Raw genomic sequence first — 19,425 nt, forward strand, 5'->3', positions numbered from 1 at the left:
TTCACAAAGATACATCGGTTTCATAATGTTCCAACCACTCGACAAGTTGCCTGCGTATCTCTCTACGAAACTCACGAGGTTCAAGTACCTCTGCCTCGGGCCCAAATTGATACAACCATTTCAAAAATTCTCTGCTGCTATTCAGTGTCACTTCAAATAACAATCCCCCATCCGACATATTCGTCATTCGCGGGCGAACAAACATCTCTTCTTCTTTTATGTAGGGGGCCACTTTCTCAGAGAATCTTACCTTGAAATGGATATTTTCGTCGCCACGGTCAATAGACCATGTGTTCTTCATGTACTGCGTTATGTTGAAATCACCCTTGTCGAAACCGGCATTTGTTCGTGTCACATCCAAAAAACGACTAATTCGAAACAATCGAACTTTTTGCAGCAAATGGCAGTATCCAATCAAATAAAAACGTTGATCACGTGGAATGAGATAATAGGGATCGATATCCCGGACTGTAATCTCATTTCTTGTCAGCGTATGATATTGAGTACGAATGGTTTGCTGGCTTAGAATAGATTCGATAATGGGAATCAGCAAATTAGGGTCTTTTCCTTCCTCACGATAAGCTGGCGTGCCCATCCGAATAATTCCCGCAATATTCTCTACAATATCACTGTTTCTTGATTTTAATTTGGTATGAGCCGACATGACCTTGTCAAAAGCTGAATCGAACTCAGCAGGTAACTTGGAGGTATCAACTACGGACGGCAGCAAGGAGAAGACCATTGCTTCCTGTTCAGTAAAATCTAATGGATACATCGCAAACTCACCAATAAATCGGTAACCTTTGCCGTATCCTTCATTCATAATCGGGGCGACCCTATCCAAAATCCGGAGATCACGATAAATCGTGCGTACAGTCGTACCGCATTTCAGCGCCAATTCCTTGGCCGAAATTCCAGGATTTGCTTGTATAGCCTGAAGTATACGCAGCAGACGAATTAATTTCTCTGTCATGTAGTTTCTCCCCTTCGATATTTTATCGGCAAGGAAAACTAGTTCCTTTAGTACAGGACTAAATCTTTAGTCCCAATTTTATTTTCGCAATTTCACCATTTTTGTATAGTCCAATTGCACTTTTACCCCCTTTTAATATACATTCTCTTACTTGCTTGCGTAAAACATGAACCCGAAAGACCTTAAACCTAAGTCTGAAAGCCTATACAATTTTCTAAAAATAATACAAAAAAAGCCCTGATCTGGTATTATCCCCTTTAAGTAGACACTTGAAAAAGCCTTCATGTTATCATGAGGGTTCAAGTGACACTTGGAGGGGATATTTTTATGGCAAAAAAAGGACAAACATTTCAGACGTATACCGAAGAATTTAAATTGAATGCGGTTAGATCCTATGTCGAAGGGTCTTCAAGTTATAAAGTGGTAGCTGAACGCGAAGGAATTCGAAACTGTTCACAACTGAAGGTGTGGGTGAAAAAGTGGAAAAACGGGGAATCGTTCGATGAGCGAAAAAACAATGTTCCGAATCCAATGAAAGGACGTCCCCGTACTGCCTTTAGCAGTGTAGAAGAAGAACGTGACTACCTTCAAGCACAGGTGGATTATTTAAAAAAGCGGTATCCAAATCTAGTAAAGGAGAAGCGCTGAGCCAACGGGAGAACTACGATATCATAGACGAATTGCGCTGCTCGCATAGCATTACACGCCTATTATCGATTACAGGAATACCCCGTTCCAGTTATTACAAATGGCGAGCAACACAGCCGCAGCGAGACGCAAGACAAGACCGTGATCGTGAGATCAAAGAACACATGATGGCTATTCATTTTGCAAACCGAGAGTTTGGTTATCCTCGCATGACAACGGCGCTCTGGGAGGCTGGTCTGAACGTTAATCACAAGAAAGTATGGCGAATCATGCGGGAACTATCGATCCAATCGGTCATTCGTAAGAAGCGGAAGAAGTCCAGCTATACGCCATCTGTGATTTATCCGAATCGCCTGAAGCGCAAATTTCATGCCACAGCCCCCCAGCAAAAAATGGTGACGGATATTACTTATATTTCGGATGGAAACACATTCGTTTATCTGTCTGTCATTCAAGACTTGTTCAACAACGAAATTGTAGCTTGGCAATTATCTAAACGGAACGATGTTCAGCTCGTATTGGATACGGTGGAACAATGGACACAAAAAAGAGACGTTTCGGAAGCCGTGCTCCATTCGGATCAAGGCTTCCAATACACATCTCAGGCGTACAACACACGATTAGAAGCATTCGGCGTGAAGGGCAGCCACTCTCGCAAAGCAACCTGCCTGGATAACGCATGCATCGAATCCTTCTTTTCGCATCTCAAGACAGAGAAGCTGTACCTTAACCAGTGTAATTCAGAAGCAGAGATTCGACAAGCCGTGGAAGATTATATGTACCATTACAACTACCGACGATTTCAAGCCAAACTCAAACAGCGCGCACCGATTGAATATCGATGCGCACTGGCAGCATAGCTTTTTTCCATCTGTCTACTTGACAGGGGTAAGACCAGATCCCTATAAAGAGACAAGGCTTTTCTCGAAATTACTGGTTATGCAACTGTAATAATTGATCCATCACATTTTCCATATGCTCACAGAGTTCAGCAATGTCTCCCATCTGGTCTTCATTCACACTGCGGTCAAAATAAACGTGAGCCGTGACGTTATACATGATTGGCTGTTCATCAAAAATATACCGGATGTTCTGGCACATCCTCTGCTCAGGCCAGCTCTTCTGTAATATTGGACGAATAACCGGGCACTGCTTCTCAGGCTCCTTCACAACCATGCTAAACCGTAGTTCCAAACGGCAACCCGGATTCGCACCAGGCGTCTCCAGGATCTCCGCTGCAAGCTCCTCAAGGGAGCTGCTTAATACAACTTCCCCTGTTACTTCCGGGCGATCCCTGAGACAGAATTGTAATGTGAACTCTCTGGACATCACTGCCATCTCCAGCCGATCTTTACGCCCCGTAATCTGAATACGTTCATCCAGGTTATCCATATCATAGAGATAATTCTCAAACCCGACTTTCAGATTGTCATACACCGTTGGATCAAACATTGAAATAAACCTACTTTCTAACCCTTTAACATGTATTGTAGTACATTCTCAATTTTCATGCGACTAGCCCAATCTCTTGTCCTGAAAGTATAAAAAGCCCAGTCACCAGGACTGGGCTTCGGCTAAACATGCGATCTGATAAGATCCCTGAGCTTTGCTTATTCTTCTGTAGCTTTTTCTTCAGCTGCCGGTTCAGCTTCCTCAGCAGAAGCCGTTGGCTCTTCCTCAGCGGCTTGTGGCGGCATGACGGAAGCGATGATGGACTCAGGTGATGTTATGAGTGTCAAACCTTTGTCCAGCTTGATATCCGCAGCAGTCAAGCGATCACCAATATCCAATCCGCTAACATCCACTTCAATGGACGTTGGCAGATCCGCAGGCAATCCTTCTACTTCCAGCTGTGTCTCCTGTGTCTGGAATACACCGCCAGCTTTCGAGCCGGCCGCTGTACCCTGGAAGTCGATCGATACACTTACACTGATCGGCTTGTTCTTGGAAATTTGCAAAAAGTCTACGTGCAGCAAACGTCCGTTACGCTCTTGCTGATCCTTGATCAGCACCGGAACCGTATTACCGCCTTCAACATTCAGGTTGAACATTTCGGAGCGGCCTGTGCGTGCCACTTTCAGCATTTCTTTTTCATCTACATGTATTGAAGCACCTTCAAGTCCCGGGCCGTAAACGACTGCAGGAACTCGTCCGCCTTGTCTTAACAGGCGCAATGCTGCACCTTTCTTTTCCGTTCTTGGCGTTGCTGTAAGTTGAGCCATTTTTCCGTTGGATTTCATGATTGAACATCCTCCTTCAAGGGATCACTACATTATATTTGTTGGAAAGCGCTGAGGCTTATCTCATAGACCATGATGGTCTTTTTCCTTTGGCCGAATCGTGGGCCATATCTATATTTACCCCAATGATAGAGGATCTCAAACACAAAAGAGGACAATTAATTATTTTTTGGCAAGTTATGCGGCTTATAATCAGACCAAAAAAGCAGTCGGAGTCTCTTCCAACTGCTGGTTTAACAAGGTTTTGACGAATTACATTCGACGTTATAAATAAAGAAACTATGCGCTATTACGATCCTCTGTTTTTTCGCTTTCACGAATGATCTGCATCTCGTCTGATCCGCTACGGACAATAATGTGCACATCCCCGTCTTCAGGTACAATGTCGACGTAACGGTCTCCGCACGTATCTTTAGCTTCCCATTCGTTCAATCGAATGATCAATCCCAGGTGATGCAGACCCGGAGCAACGCGGAAGCGGGCTTCGGCGGCATTTCCGACTTGTTCCAGCCGTACTGCTCCGTCCTCCATACCTGTGCCCCATACCCAGACATCCCAACCTTCATAGTGCTGGTCTTCCCGTTCGTATCGAAGCGTGACGGTTCGCGAAATTTGTTTATGAATCGTTACGCCAAGCGTTGCCCGGATTCCTCCGGCTTCAGCAATAATATGGGTTACTCCAGGTGTCATCGCACGTACGATCCCTGCTGCACTCACCGCTGCAAGTTCTGGGTGAGAAGAGCTCCAGCGTATATTCGAATCCTGAAGCGGCTGACCAAATTGATCCAGAACCAAGGCACGGAAGCGACTGATTCGAGTCATATACATGACAGGTTCGCCCACAATTTCGATTCGTTCAGCATGACGATAATCCACTTGTAACATACAGCTTGCCGTTATGTTCCCACAATGGACTGTAATCGAAGCTTCCCCTCGTTCCAGTGCATGGATTGTTCCATCAGGCTGGATCTGAATGATATCCGGATCAGAAGAAGTCCAGGTGGCTGGAGCTTTTTCTACCACATTGCCAATGCTGTCCCGTACGATCGCTCGCAGTTGAGTGGTCTCCTTCGGACTATATACCTGGCGAGGAAAACTAATCTCCACTGTTGATGGTTCAGTGCCTCCAGCATGCTCTGTGTCATACAGTACCATTAAGGACCATCGTTCTACCTGAACAGTACCACGAACAGTCTCGATCACGTCTGTGCCTGCCTGATGATCATTGACTACAACATGCCAGCCTCCTTCTCCTAGGTCGACATGCTGCTCATGTTCCGTTCCGTTATAGATGACCAGAATCTGATTCCAGGTGTCCTGATTCGCACCATACTGAAGTATAAAGGCAACTACGTTGCCATCCGCACGAATAACACGAAGGTGAGTTCGTACCTGTTCAGCATCAATCATACGAAAAGCGGGATGGGTTCGCCGCATATGAATAAGACCACGATAGTAGTCGAACACCGGTCTGAAGCGTGATTTGTTGGCCCATGTGATGGCGTTCACCGCATCCCCGCTCCGATAACTGTTATGATCACCGGCTTTGGATCTGAGCATCTCGTCCCCTGAATGCAGAAACGGAATTCCTTGAGAAGTCAGCAGAATGCCCGAAGACAGCAAAGAGCGACGAACCATCTCATGATTCAAAACATCATCTGCATCCACATACCGATAAGGATCTGCTGCTTTTACAGCGGACTCAGCACTCCCACCACCCACGGGCTGTCCGTCCTTCCATACGGGAAATCCTAATTCATGTCTAAGGTTCATTGTTGTCGCAATTTTATCCCACAGATTGAGATTGTCATGAGCAGTCACATAATTGACAACTTCCACAGGTGAAGATGTGAAATCATCCAGTGCTCCCGCTAATCCCCTGATAAGCTCATATTCCTGCCCTCCGGCACCCGTGACAAACCCTCTGCCACTGCCATCACTATCGCCCTTGATTGCACTGCGAAAATGATCATTAAATACAGCAAATCCCTGACCTCGCTGGGTTCCTTTTAATGTTTTGCGGTCCAAAGGTGAATCTCCACCCATCCAGGGTTCCCCATAGATCAGAAACGCCGGATCGACCTGTTCCTTCAATTCGCGTGTCAATTCATTCATCGTTTCCGTATCAATCAGGGCCATAAGGTCAAATCGAAATCCGTCCACATGATATTCTTCTGCCCAGTATCGGAGAGAATCCAAAATATACTTTCGCACCATTGGGCGTTCTGTCGCCAATTCATTGCCTACACCAGAACCATTACTGAGGGTGCCATCCTCCCGATAACGGTAATAATAGCCTGGTACAATCCGTTCAAAAGGCCCCTCTTCCACGCTATACGTGTGATTATAGACAACATCAAGTACAACGCGAATGCCTTGTCTGTGCAGCGATTGAACGAGTGATTTGAGCTCCCGAATTCGAACTGCAGGATCACGAGGATCTGTCGCATACGAACCTTCGGGAACGTTATAATGCTGGGGATCATACCCCCAGTTGTATGGTGCTCTGATGTTTGAACCCACATCTGCTGTAGCGAGTTCATTCACCGTCTGATAATCCGCCACAGGCAGAAGATGTACATGAGTGACTCCCAGTTCGGCAAGATGATCTACGCCAATACTATTGCCTGCTCTATCCGTCAGACCGGATGCCGTGAATGCCAGATATTTTCCCTTATACGGAATATCTGCATGTGGGTCTGAGGAGAAATCACGGACATGTAACTCATATATCACGGCATCAACAGGATGCAGAAAAGCAGGTTTGACATCCAGGTCCCAATCGACCGGATTGGTGGTCTCCGGATCTATAATAGCCGTTCGTTGCCCATTAGCCGTTACCGCTCTGGCATAAGGATCAACAACGACTTCAATCCGCTGATCATCATGGATAATTCGGTACATATAATAATGTCCTGCCCAATCGCCGCTGAGCTTCAGACTCCATATTCCGTCCGCATCACGTGTCAGAGTATGTTCCTGCCCATTTTCATGATCTTGTACTTTACCACTATCGTTGTAATGCCCTTCATCGTCAAAAATCAATATATAAACCTGTTGTGCCGTAGGTGCCCACAATTTAAAAGTACTTGCTGCACGAGTATATGTTAAGCCAAGATCGTTGCCTTCGTAACAAAAAGAAGTCCATTCCGGCATCGTTCCCACCGCCTTTATATCCATTGATTTCGTGTTGTCCCGATGTTACGGAGCGGGACGTTGTTTGTCAACCCGGGGTTGTCTGTACTCATCATATCGGTCCAATTTGCGTATTCAATTAGCAATCGCTTTCAAAATATAGGATATGAAAACAAGCGCCATAGATTGACAGCATTTGTACCTGTCCCGACAAAAAAAAATTTGGAATATACAAGAATAAATTGCAGGATGTCATTTGGTTGAGATTAAAATGCACCAACAGGTGCACAGCATAAAGAAGGTCAGACATGACAAGGTATAGCCTTGCGACCAAGGCAATGGTTTCTGACGCATCAACAAATCCCCCTTTCATACAGAAAAGGGGGATTTGTTTTATCTCAATTTATTTGATTAGATTGGATGGGATATCTAGAACGTGGCCTTAGTAGCGATTTTACTAATGGTTTGTTGGTACCCTTCAATTCTTGGCAAGCATTGCGTTCATTAGGAATTCGAATACATCACCGTTAGGGATATCGCATTCACATGTACCTGTCCGTCCTGTAGGGTGCGTATCGTATTAACGCCTGCTTGTCCTTTCTCTACAATCACATTCCATATCCCTGTGGGAATAGCGATGTCACGGTTTTCTTTTGCCGCGTTATAGATAACAGCAATGCGTTCCCATGAATCGCTGGCTGCTGTACCGTTCAGTTCATAGGCTAGCAGCCCATTGCCTTTTTCTATTAGACGAACATACTTCTCGATCTCTTCCCGTGTACGAAGCCGAAAGGCTGGATGTTCTCGCCGAAGACGGATCAGCCCACGATAATAATCAAATACCGGCTTGAACAGCTGCTTTTGCTCCCAATGTATGGCATTGACCACGTCTCCACTCTGGTGGCTGTTGGCGTCCCCATATTTACTTCGAAGCAGCTCATCTCCAGCCGCGATCAGGGGTACACCCTGGGAGGTTAGAACGATACCATTGGCAAGCAAACTACGCCTAACGGTCTCATTCTCCAGAATGTGTTCCGGATCAATCTGCAGGTAAGGCTTAGCCTTCTCTACAGCCTCTTCCACGCTCTCGCAACCACAAATACTTCCATCCTCGTTATAACTGAGGAAATTCAGGGTATCGTGGAGTCCTTGTGTACGCGCGACTTTATCCCACAGATTGAGATTATCATGCACGGTTACATAGTTAATCGTCTCGGATGGACCATCCGTAAAATCCTCAATGGCTCCCCGGACGCCAGTCCACAATTCGTCTTCTTTCCCGTCCGCGCCCGTCGCAAAGCCCGTACCCATGCCATCGCTGTCTCCCTTGATCACTCCGCGGTAATTATCGTTAAACACAGCAAAACCCGCCCCGCGCTGCGCTCCTTTTAGGGTCATATCATCACCAAGCGGCGAATCCAGTGCGCCCCATGGTTCACCATATAACAATATGGAAGGTGACACTTCGGTGTGCAACTCCGCTGCAAGCTGTTTCATCGTAGTTGTGTCGATCAGGCCCATTAGGTCAAATCGAAAACCATCCACATGATACTCCTCTGCCCAGTAACGCACCGAGTCGATGATAAACTTGCGAACCATGGTGCGTTCAGTAGCTACCTCATTGCCCGTACCTGAGCCATTGCTATAGGTTCCATCGGCGTTTTGACGATAGTAGTACCCTGGTACAAGTTTTTCAAAAGAGCTGCCTTCCGTATCAAACGTATGATTATATACCACATCCATAATGACACCTATTCCCTTGTTATGAAGGGCCAGCACCATTGATTTGAACTCACGAATCCGTGTCTCCGGCTCATCTGCACGTGATGCATAGGACCCTTCCGGGACATTGTAATGAAGTGGATCATATCCCCAGTTATAGTTGGAGGCATCAGACGTATCCCCATCCACCCTGGATTCATCCACCGTCGCAAAATCAAATACAGGCAGCAGATGAACGTGGGTAATCCCTAGTTCAACCAAATGATCGATCCCCAGTGTGTTACCCTCCGAATCACGCAGACCCGTCTCGGTGAAAGCCATGTATTTGCCTTTATTTGTTATACCAGATGATGGGTGAATGGAAAAATCACGTACATGCAGTTCGTACAGGACTGCATCTACAGGACTGGTCAATTGCGGGCGAATATCCTCACTCCATCCCTTCGGATGTGTTTGCTCCAGTCTCACAATTACACCCATTTCTCCATTCATGGTCACTGCTCGTGCGTAGGGGTCTACAGCATGGGTTGAATGTCCATCTTCGAAAGTAGGCTTGTACATGTAACGGTAGCTGTTTAAATCACCCTCCAGTTCCAGAACCCAGATGCCTTGTTCTTTCTTTTGCATAGGTAACGCCTGCTGTTTCCGTTGATTGGGCTCTTCCTCCGGGCTCCCCCCTGTCAAAGGTGGGTACAGAAGTAGTTCCATCTGAACGGCTAACGGTGACCAGACTTTAAAGTGACAGGTTTGTGCTTCTAATGTGACACCTAAATCTCTTCCTTGGTATGTATCTTCTGAAATCAATAGTTCCTGCTTATCCTCTTCAATCATGTGTGTTGTTCCCCTCTCGTTGAGAAAATTGATGAAAATGGATGATACGAGTGCTCCTTACCCTTTATACCCGTTCTGCTGCCCAACCATAATCCGAATTACACAAAAGAAGACAAACGTCATGTAGATTCACATGACGCCTGCCTTCTTTATGGGTAAAACGATTCTCTCTAATGCGGTACCTGGGATTGGAAATCATTCCGGCTGGATTGATCGGCGTGGTACAAAACCACGTCCCCATCTTGCATCGGCCATCTTCTCCCCTGACCATCTACCGGGCCGTTATCAAAACCTTCCATTTGCCATTGATTCATCAACGGTGCGTGAATATATTGTAGATGTGGCGCACTCGTATTGCCACTGCGCAATGTTTCGATATTGAAGTTAACCACAATGTAACCATCCCTCAGAAATATCATTGCCTTCTCATCCAACTGGTTTTGTCTGGAAAGTGGCTCTAAATCGGTTCCTTTGGGTACTGCATATACATCTGCTGGCAAGCTATATTCCCCATACCAGCGCTGAATCGCTGCATTCGCCCGATCTACATTAACACCAGATGGAATATCTGTTTTTGGGCCAATGAGTGTACGTATCTGTGAAGGAAGAATCATCCAGTCATAACGACCTACCCACGTTTTATGATGAGAGGTCTGATCCACGAAACGAACCATATGTTCCGCCATTGTACCCTGATTGCGTTCCTCCTCCGACAGTTCATAGGTATACTGATAACGCGCTGTATCACCTAACTCCGTACCGGGGACATTCCGCAACCGTGAGTTCAGAACAACAAAGCGTTTTTCTAAATCTTGTGCCGATCCGATACGAATGAGTCGTTCCTGTCCTCGGTGGTAGTATAAATCCACTTCTTGCCGGGTGGTGCCATCTTTACTCACAAAAGAGAACGTCGGCGTGATTCGGATACCATCCTGTTTCCCAAACATGTTGCCCTTGGTTTTCAAATCAAACTTGAAATGGTAACCCGTCTTCACTGCAGCATTTCGGAAACCCTGTACCGGATGACTGCCGGGACGAATAGGCAGGACATAGGGAGCCAAATTACCTCGGGGATCTCCGTCTATACTGTTTCCACCGGTCCAGTAGCTTACACCCGTTGGTTCGGGGCTGCCTATCCGCTTACGGAACACATTCTCCCAGTTGTAGTCTGAAATATCGGTGATGTGAAAATCATACAATCGTCCGATAACTTCTACAGCAACGGTATCTACTGCGACATGATGAGTCAGATTCGTATTGGCATCCTGTTGTTCTGTGAAGTTTGCAGGTGTATTTTCGGCGATATTTCGAAACTCGACCTGATAATTCCCTTCATCTACCCATACAGGAAGAAAAAAAGGAGTGTCCAACTGATTTACCGGAATATCCACCCATGTCATAGCCGGAATAAACTGACTTCTGGCACCATTATAGACATCGAATGGGAAACGAACCTGTTTGATCCGGAAATATTTCGCATAATCATGGTTTCCATAACCTGGGTAACTCGCTACATCCAAATGTTGACCTGAGGTCGGTATTCGCACAATGAATGGACGCTCTAAAATAAGTGCAGCTCTGGTCGGATCAGGCGTAGTCTTCTGATTATGAGGCTGATCATCAGACACCCAGGCATAGTTCACAACTGGAGTATGTACTGTCACCGTGTTAATTCCCAGAATGGGGAACTTCTGATCCTGACCTCCGTTAACATTGCCAGGGAGCAATCCATACGTAATCTCACCCGTGGTTGGCTGGTTAGCTTTGTTCATCAATGTGTTCTTGATTGTCAGACGGTTCTGGTACAGAACATCGTCTCCGATCATGCCAGGTTGGGGGATCGTGCCAGGTCTTGGAGTTGTTTTCTCCACCGGGGCAGGATCCATAATCATCCCTCCATTAAAGACTACCTTGTCGTTATTAACGGTGTTCTCTCTAACCTCCGCTTCAGCTTCAGATTGAAACAATGACGTTTCATCTGGCGTAGAGGGTTCAGTAGAACCACCCGGAACCCCTTTGATGCCAAGATCAATTTCTCGACATGGCGCAGGTTTCACATGATTGGTAACCGCAGTATCCATAGCAGATTGCAAAGTCGGTGGTGTATATGCATTGGGCGTCAGAGTCACGGTGTCACCATAACCGCCTAGCGCATAGTTAGATACCTTAGCTTCATTTAACTTGTAAACCTCCAGTTTATCGATCTGCCAATAGCTATATGTCCGTGTTACTTGCATGGTTTTATCCCCGGGCACATCAAGTTCTTTGGGCTCAGGAGGTGTTCCTGGATCCCCCTCACCACTAGACGCTCTTCCCGGGATCGTCCAGGTTTTATGATAAACCCTTTTCACTTTAACGGTGTAAGTCACCGTTCCTGTCATGTTAACCCAACGGTGCTGAAACAGATACCCTTTAGCTAAGACATTGGCATAAAGGTCTTCTGAAGTTGGAATGCCGCGAGTGACATCAAACTTCTCAGCTCCTCGATCGTCTGCCTTCAACACACCTCCAACAGACGGGTCCATAACTGATGCTTCAATAACCGTGCCTCTACTCGGTGGGCTGATGGTCACAGGGCAAGCGTTCACAGGGTCGCCCCCCGGATCGCCATCATTACCACCTTCTCCATTATTCGTGCAGTCCTTCACCTCAAGCACCTGAGTCCCTTGTTCATCCAGTTGCTGAGCAGAATCAAGAAAATGAGCTTTGATGGTAGTGCTACCCACGATACCTTTTGTCGCGATTTTGCCATCAGCACCGATCGTTGCCACAGCCGGATTCGAGCTCTGCCACGTCAATTTAGGATGAGCTGTCAGTTTATGAACAGAGCGATCCGGTTTGGTTAGAACTGCTTCCGCCTGTAGTGGTGTCGTATTGGCTTTACAAGCATTCGGCAGATTCACAACGAGTCCTGGCTCAGACGTGACAGTTATGGTGGCAGTATCCGAGATTAGATATGTACCATTGTTCCAGATCGCACGCACAGTGACCGTGCCCGGACTTTCGGCCGTTAACATCCCTGTTTTCAACTCTATACTCGCAATTGTCTCGTCAGAAGAAAACCATTTGATCTCCGCTTCCCTTCGCGATACGTCGATGCCCTCACCAAAGGCTGTCGCACCATAGCCCTTTGTCTTCACCTTGGCTACCATCTGCTGAGTTTGACCTAGGGTAAGGGTTTTATTTGGAGTTACATCGATTTCTTTTTCTTCCTCCAAATCGCCTTCCCAGATGATATCCATGGGTGTAAAATAAGAAGCATTGTATTTAGGACAGCCCGCCGTTGTTTGCCCACCATTTGCGAAAGGGCTCTTCTCGGTTGGTATATGGTACCCTCCAGTAATTGTTCTTATTGCAACAATTGTTGAAGGAAAAGGTGGGGTAGGGTCTCCCACACCAGTATATGAATCTTGATCTGCTCTCCCCTGATAATTAACATCATGGATTCGGACATTAAAGATACTTGAGACTTCTACTCGTCTGGAATTATAATCAGGCCAGTTTTCTGCAGGCCATCTACTGAAATCTACACTATCTGGAACTTCTGTAGCAGCAGGAAATGGACTGGAGCAACTCCCTGCATTATTCGCATAAGTTGGTCCCCCAGCATGGTCAGCTCTAAATTGTCCGCTATCCACTTGGTACCAATATACCCCTGGCCTCCCTACAGTAGGAGTGGCTAATATTGTAACCTTCCGAGGGTTTTTCATAGATTTAGGTCCATACTCATCTGTAGCAGCATGAACAACGTTCATAGGTAAGTACAATACTAACAATAATAATATTTGTGAAATAAATATACTCACTAAAATAATAGCAGAAAAATAATTAAGCTTTTTCATTACAACTTACTCACCATCCTGATAAGGCTACCTTTGAATTTTAAATTCTCCTTCTGTATCTGATTTCAAAAAATAAGACCAAGATTTATTCCTTAAAGTCGATGTAGTCCAAAATCTTTTCTGTAATCCTTTTTTTATAAGTTCTCCTGAGTCCATAGGAATTGTCACATTACTCTGTTTCTTAGCCAAATCTAAATCAAGACGATTAAATTGTATTAACGAATCGGAAAGACCTTGGTTAAATGTAATTAAATTCGAGGTTTCTAAGTTAGATGTAAATGACACATCTGCAAAAGTCCTATAAGAGCCACTTGCGTACTTATCCGGAAGAAAGAGCTTCGCGTAAATACCCTTCGGCTTATTTTGAGTAGCGTCTACAACGATAAAACGATGAATTTTTAATACACCCGAGTTATTTCTTAAATTGATATTTCCTTTTGATAAATCAGATATCAAGACCGAACCTGAACTATACCTATAATTACTAATTGTCGTTAAATTCGTCCCCGTCGTGCCGACCTCTCTCATCTCATTCAGGTCACTATACTTCCCGGCATCCGTGCCTTCTACGTCCATATAACGCAGCAAAATGGCCGATACTTCTGCACGAGTGGTGGAATCCGCAGGTTTTAATGTGCCATCTTGGAATCCACCTACAATGCCTGTCCCACGGACAAGGGCAAGATACGGAATCTGTTCGGCACGAATGGTGCCGCGGTTCACTTCCGGTGTGGGGAGAAGCGTATTTTTTGTATCGTTAAAAGCATTCTGGAAGCTGGCTCCGGACTTAATCAGTCCATTGGCAATCCATTTCATCATCTCGTAACGTGTCAGTTCCGCATTCGGATTGAACCCTTTGGCGTAATCGCCAGCGTTAATGAATCCTTGTCCGACAAGCTGGCTAACCGCCGCTTCAGACCAATGTCCCTTGAGATCAGCAAAGGGATTCTGCCCCTCTAGCTTCTCCAGTCCAGTCGCACGGGCAAGTATGGTCGCATATTCCCCACGCGTGATTTTGCCATTAGGACGAAATGTTCCGTCCTGGTAACCAGAGATAAGATTTTTTTCATAAGCTTTGGCAATAGTCGCTTGAGCCCAATGGCCCTTGATATCCTTGAACTTGCTAAGGGCCGTGTCACTTGTCCCCGATGCAGCATTCGCTGTTGAGGTCAGATGTACAGGTCCAACGTTCAATAGTGTTCCTGCCAATACAGCTGTCGTTAATAACCCGACGATCCACACGTTCCGTTTTTTCTTCTTCTCGTGTCCTTTGATCTGCTTCTTCAATCTACTCACGCTCCTATGTACCTTAGTATGGGGATGCTTTACTTGGTCAACCTAGTCACTTCTCTTCATAACCAAAACCTAAATTTGCCATAATAATCAATATTCTACCATGTTGTACTAGGCTATTGGTATCATTTTTCGTCCATCCCCATTACTTCAAGGTGTGCACCCCTCCTTCCATAGACCCACTTCATTCGCCTAAAACACAAAAAAAGGCCATGAATCCGCAGATTCATAGCCTTATGCTTTAAGGGTGTGGTTTTTCTTATGATATTGGAAAAATGAACTCATTCATAGAATAAACCATATCATTCCATTTGATCAACCCTTTTTTTATTTCAGCCAGCTTTATTTCCCGTTTAATTCCTTATAGGATGCTTCGAGTTCCGTAATCAATTGATCACCACCGGCTTTTCTCCAGCTTGCGATTTCCTGCTCCCAACCTGCATCATCGATTTTGCCCATAATGTACTTGGTCTGCGCATCCCAGATCATCTGATCCAACTCCTGACCACGCTCGGTATAGATTGCCGAAGACAAGGTGAGTGCCGGATTGGCGATGGCGTACTGCTCATTCTCACGCGCCATCTTTGTACCTTTCATACCAATCGGAACATCAACCAGTTCAGGCACATTATAACCTTCAATACTTAACAGATTATCCCGATATGGCTTCACTTCACGCTGATAAGCGTCAAAATCTTTAAGTTCGGTTTTCCCATCCGCAGTCTTGCTGTAGTGCACATCGAGCAATCCACGGAGCTGCAACGTACTCAATTCCTCATCCATCAACTGGTCCAGGAACGTAAGAACCTGCTTCAATTGCTCCTCATCCGTAACGGATGCCTTCGGGATGACCAGCATTCCGTAGTTTCCTGGCTCCCCGGCGATACGAATACCATCGGTTCCCTGGAAAGGAGCCACGTCAATCTCCCCATCCGGAGCGTTAGGTGTAAGTCGCTGCTGAGAGGACTTTCCGTTCTGGGCCACACCGTTAAGCTTCATGCCAACCAGGCCGGAATCCATTTTTTTGTCCGCATCGGAAGGGTCCAGGGCAGGGAAATCACTATTAATCAGTCCCTCGCTGAACAGTCGCTTGAAGAGTTTCATTGTGTCCACATATTCGGTGGTCAGGAATTCCGGGGTCAATTTCCCGGCATCGTCCACACCCCATTTGTTAACACCGCCAATACTTACAGCGATCCGCGTCAGTGGCGAAGAGACACCTTCATTATATTTTTTGAACAGCAGCGCACCATACGTATCCTCTTTACCATTCCCGTCAGGGTCGTCCTTACGAATGGAGCGCATCACTTCATACCAATCATCCAGCGTTTTGGGTATATCCAGCTTTAATGTATCAAACCAGTCCTTGCGATATACGATCGCAGTCCGTCCAATATCCCGGAAGTTCGGAATACCGTAGACCTTGCCTTCAATTTTGATATTGTTAAAATAAGCTTCGGATTGGGCAGACAGGTTTTTATAATCCTTCAAGTAAGGCCCCAGTTCCCAGAACAGTCCCGTTTTGGCGGCATTAAATGTGGTCGGCACATAATTCACACGCATAATGGTCGGCATCTCGCCTGAAGCAACCATAACATTCACCTTATCATCAAAAGCAGACTGCGGAATCCACTGTACATTGACATCCGTATTTGTATATTCCTCAATCTTCTTTTCAATCCCGTTCTCCTTTGCCGGTATGTCTCCTACCTGCATTAAAGAGATGGAAATGGGAAGTTTACCTTCCCCTGCAGCAGGCGCTTTTTCTCCCCCGCAACCTGCAAGCAATCCAGCGGACATTGCACCAATTACAACGATTCCGCCTAAACGGGACATTGGACCTTTTGGACTCATGAACCATCTCTCCTTTTGGATAAGGTTATGTACACAGACCACTCCGATGACAGAACAACCTTCAGATCGCTGTTATCCCCAGATTTTTTTGATTCCCTTCTAAACAAGGGGAAAATCCGGGGATAAGCCTATGCTTCCGATGCAGCTTTCTTTCAGAAAGCTTTTAGGCGAACGCTTCGCTTCCTCAAGTTATTTCTGTCCTCTACGTTCTCATGTACATGTTAGTTGGACTTGTAAAGTTCAATCTCCACTCCTGCCAAAATGAACGGAGCAACCGATTTCGGATCATTGATTCGAATGGACTCGGTAACATAATACTCGTATGACCCATCACGATACGGGCTTCCTCCGAGGCCGGCTCCGCCGTTACACTGCGTCAGGGACAGTACGCCTTCACGATCCGTTTGCAGCAGATGCTGCAGCAGACCCTGATATCCATTTTCCGCAACCGCTTTGAACTTGCCACTCAGATATCCATTACGCACACCTTTGGCCAATGCATAGACAAACATTGAAGTACCGGAAGCTTCTAGATAGTTCCGCTCACGTCCCGGCTGATCTAACAGATGTGGCCATAGTCCGGTCTGCTGATCCTGCACATGCACTAGTGCGTTGGCTACCCGTTCGAAGATACCCACAATCTGGCCGCGCTGCGGATGATCTACCGGCAGATGATCCAAGGTATCCACAACCGCCATCACATACCAGCCCATCGCCCGACTCCAGACATGTGGAGAACATCCGGTCTCTCCCGAACTCCAGCGCTGCTCTTTGCTCTCATCCCAGGCATGGTACAAGAGACCGCTACGCGGATCACGCGTGCGCTGTTCCACCAGCAAGAGCTGCAGGGCAGCCTTGTCGAACCACTTCTCTTCGCCTGTTACTGCGCCATACTGGGTCAGGTACGGAGTCGCCATGTACAACCCATCCAGCCACATCTGGAAGGGGTAAATCTTCTTGTGCCAGAACCCGCCTTCACTCGTGTGTGGCTGTCCCTTAAGCTGAGTGATAAGCAACTCCGCAGCTTTGCGGTATTTCTCTTCCCCTGTTTTCTCGAGCAACAGGAACAGTGATTTTCCCTGATTGATCTGATCCAGATTATATTCCTCGATCGCATAGGAGCGAATGGAGCCATCTTCCTGAACGAAATGATCCATCAGCTCACGGATGTAGTCAAAATACTTTTGCTCCCCCGTGTGTGTATAAAGCTCCTCCAGTGCTTTCAAAAAGCAGCCGTTCTCGTAATGCCAAGTGGCGTACAGCTCATGGTTGCGATAACTCTCCATGAATTGCTGTGCCATGCGCACCGATGTGAATTGCAGTGTTTCCTTCATGATCAAGCCTCCGCTTCCGGCTCTTTATTGAGCCTGTTTTTTGTAATCTTCGGCATATTCCTCACGAATCTTGTTTCCACCAGCATTGCCCCAATTCTCGATTTCCTTTTCCCAGCCACTTTGATCGATCTTGCCCATAATGTATTTGGTTTGTGCATCGGCAATCACCTGATCCAGATCCGCCCCACGGTCACCATACGTTGGAGAATATAACGTCAGCGCAGGGTTTGGCACAGCGTGCTCCGCCAGTTCCTTGGCAAGTGTCGTACCTTTTTCACCCAGTTCGGTATCCTTCAATTTCGGTACGTTATATCCTTCCACATAAGGAAGGTTGTCACGGTAAGGTTTCACTTCACGCTGGAATGCATCGAAGTCACTCATCTCCACCTGATCTTCGCCCACTTTGGTGTGATGTTTGTCTTCCATACCACGCATCAACAGGGTAGCCATCTCAGGGTCCATCAATTTATCGAGGAAGGAGAGCAAATCCTTGAGTTCTTCTTCCGATTTCACCGTTGATTTAGGGAATGCCAGAATTCCGGAGTTACCCGTCTGTCCTGCAACACGATCTCCGTTCGGTCCAAGCAAACCAGCGATGTCTACCACACCATCCGGATTGTTTTTGGACAGACGCTCTTGCTGACTTTTTCCGTTCTGAGCAACACCAACACGAATACCGACAACACCGGAATCATACTTTTTCTCCGCTTCTGTAGAGTCGAATACGGCAAAGTCCTGGTTCAGCAGTTTCTCATCGTACAAACGTTTCAGCAGATCCAACACCTGCATATATTCCGGTGTCATGAATTCCGGCGTGAAGCTGCCATCATCCTCGACTTTCCATTTGTTAGGTGCACCAAAGCTTACGCCAAGGCGAGTCGTGAAGGAATATTGGTCCTCATTGTATTTTTTGAAAAGCATCAGTCCAAATGTATTATCCTGACCATCTCCATCCGGATCGGAGGTTGCCAGTGTTTTAATCGTTTCATACCATTCATCCGGTGTGGCTGGCACCTTAAGATTCAGCTTTTCGAACCAGTCCTTGCGATAGATCACTGTAGCCCGTGCAATATCCGAGAATACAGGAACCCCATAAATTTTGCCCTCTACCTTGATATTGTCAAAGAAACGCTCGTTCTGTGCCGACAGATTTTTATAGTCTTTCAGCAAAGGCCCCACTTCCCAGAACACGTCATTACGCATTGCACTGGTCACCGTTGGATTATATTGCACCTTCACAATTTTCGGCATATCGCTTGAAGCAATCATCACGTTAATTTTGTCATTGTAGGCCGAAGCCGGAATCCACTGGATATCCAGTTTGGTATTGGTATACGCTTCAATCTTTTGCTGAACTTCATTGCCCTTGCTTGGCACATCACCCACCTGTGCAATGGCTATGGACACATTCTGTACGCCGCCCTCGGCAGCCTGACCCTCGTCTGATCCGCATCCTGCCAGCAAACCTGTCACCAGTGCCAGTGTGCTCAAGACAGCTACGGCTTTCTTTTTTGTTGCTTTCATAACATGAAAACCTCCCTTTTTTTATGCAG

10 protein-coding genes and 1 pseudogene are annotated in these 19,425 nt (G+C 46.3%); 1 reads left to right on the plus strand and 10 read right to left on the minus strand.

What is annotated here, in order from left to right; all coding sequences use genetic code 11:
* Nucleotide 1 precedes the first annotated feature (1 nt).
* Nucleotides 2-973 carry a transcriptional regulator gene (locus MKZ13_RS23680; RefSeq protein WP_076212352.1) on the minus strand — a complete coding sequence of 324 codons (972 nt, stop codon included), beginning with the start codon at nt 971-973 and terminating at the stop codon, nt 2-4.
* A 327-nt stretch (nt 974-1,300) separates the two neighbouring features.
* On the opposite strand from MKZ13_RS23680, the pseudogene MKZ13_RS23685 reads away from it, so the two are divergent.
* Nucleotides 1,301-2,481: pseudogene (locus MKZ13_RS23685) on the plus strand (IS3 family transposase).
* Nucleotides 2,482-2,551: 70 nt separating this feature from the next.
* Here MKZ13_RS23685 and MKZ13_RS23690 read toward each other — a convergent pair.
* From MKZ13_RS23690 to MKZ13_RS23730, 9 genes are all read right to left on the minus strand, one after another.
* On the minus strand, nt 2,552-3,073 hold the full coding sequence (locus MKZ13_RS23690; RefSeq protein ID WP_339178707.1) for a hypothetical protein: 522 nt from the start codon (nt 3,071-3,073) through the stop codon (nt 2,552-2,554).
* 158 nt (nt 3,074-3,231) lie between these two features.
* Nucleotides 3,232-3,861 carry a 50S ribosomal protein L25 gene (locus MKZ13_RS23695; protein ID WP_339178710.1) on the minus strand — a complete coding sequence of 210 codons (630 nt, stop codon included), beginning with the start codon at nt 3,859-3,861 and terminating at the stop codon, nt 3,232-3,234.
* A gap of 279 nt (nt 3,862-4,140) precedes the next feature.
* Entirely contained in the window at nt 4,141-7,017 is a 2,877-nt protein-coding gene (pulA, locus tag MKZ13_RS23700; protein ID WP_339178713.1) for a type I pullulanase, read from the minus strand.
* Nucleotides 7,018-7,500: 483 nt separating this feature from the next.
* On the minus strand, nt 7,501-9,549 hold the full coding sequence (pulA, locus tag MKZ13_RS23705; protein WP_339178715.1) for a type I pullulanase: 2,049 nt from the start codon (nt 9,547-9,549) through the stop codon (nt 7,501-7,503).
* A gap of 170 nt (nt 9,550-9,719) precedes the next feature.
* Entirely contained in the window at nt 9,720-12,791 is a 3,072-nt protein-coding gene (locus tag MKZ13_RS23710) for a DUF5704 domain-containing protein (RefSeq protein ID WP_339178717.1), read from the minus strand.
* 627 nt (nt 12,792-13,418) lie between these two features.
* Nucleotides 13,419-14,678: an S-layer homology domain-containing protein gene (locus MKZ13_RS23715; RefSeq protein ID WP_339178720.1), complete on the minus strand. Its 1,260-nt coding sequence runs from the start codon at nt 14,676-14,678 to the stop codon at nt 13,419-13,421.
* A 348-nt stretch (nt 14,679-15,026) separates the two neighbouring features.
* On the minus strand, nt 15,027-16,538 hold the full coding sequence (locus MKZ13_RS23720; protein WP_339178722.1) for an extracellular solute-binding protein: 1,512 nt from the start codon (nt 16,536-16,538) through the stop codon (nt 15,027-15,029).
* Between the two features lie 221 nt (nt 16,539-16,759).
* The gene (locus MKZ13_RS23725) at nt 16,760-17,872 is read right to left on the minus strand and encodes a glycoside hydrolase family 88 protein (protein WP_339178724.1); all 1,113 of its coding nucleotides are present in this window, start codon (nt 17,870-17,872) and stop codon (nt 16,760-16,762) included.
* Nucleotides 17,873-17,896: 24 nt separating this feature from the next.
* Nucleotides 17,897-19,396, minus strand: a complete 1,500-nt coding sequence (locus tag MKZ13_RS23730; protein WP_339178727.1) for an extracellular solute-binding protein — start codon at nt 19,394-19,396, stop codon at nt 17,897-17,899.
* Between the last annotated feature and the right edge of the window lie 29 nt (nt 19,397-19,425).

Origin of the sequence: Paenibacillus sp. FSL R5-0701, from assembly GCF_037973995.1 — a bacterium.
GTDB lineage: Bacteria > Bacillota > Bacilli > Paenibacillales > Paenibacillaceae > Paenibacillus.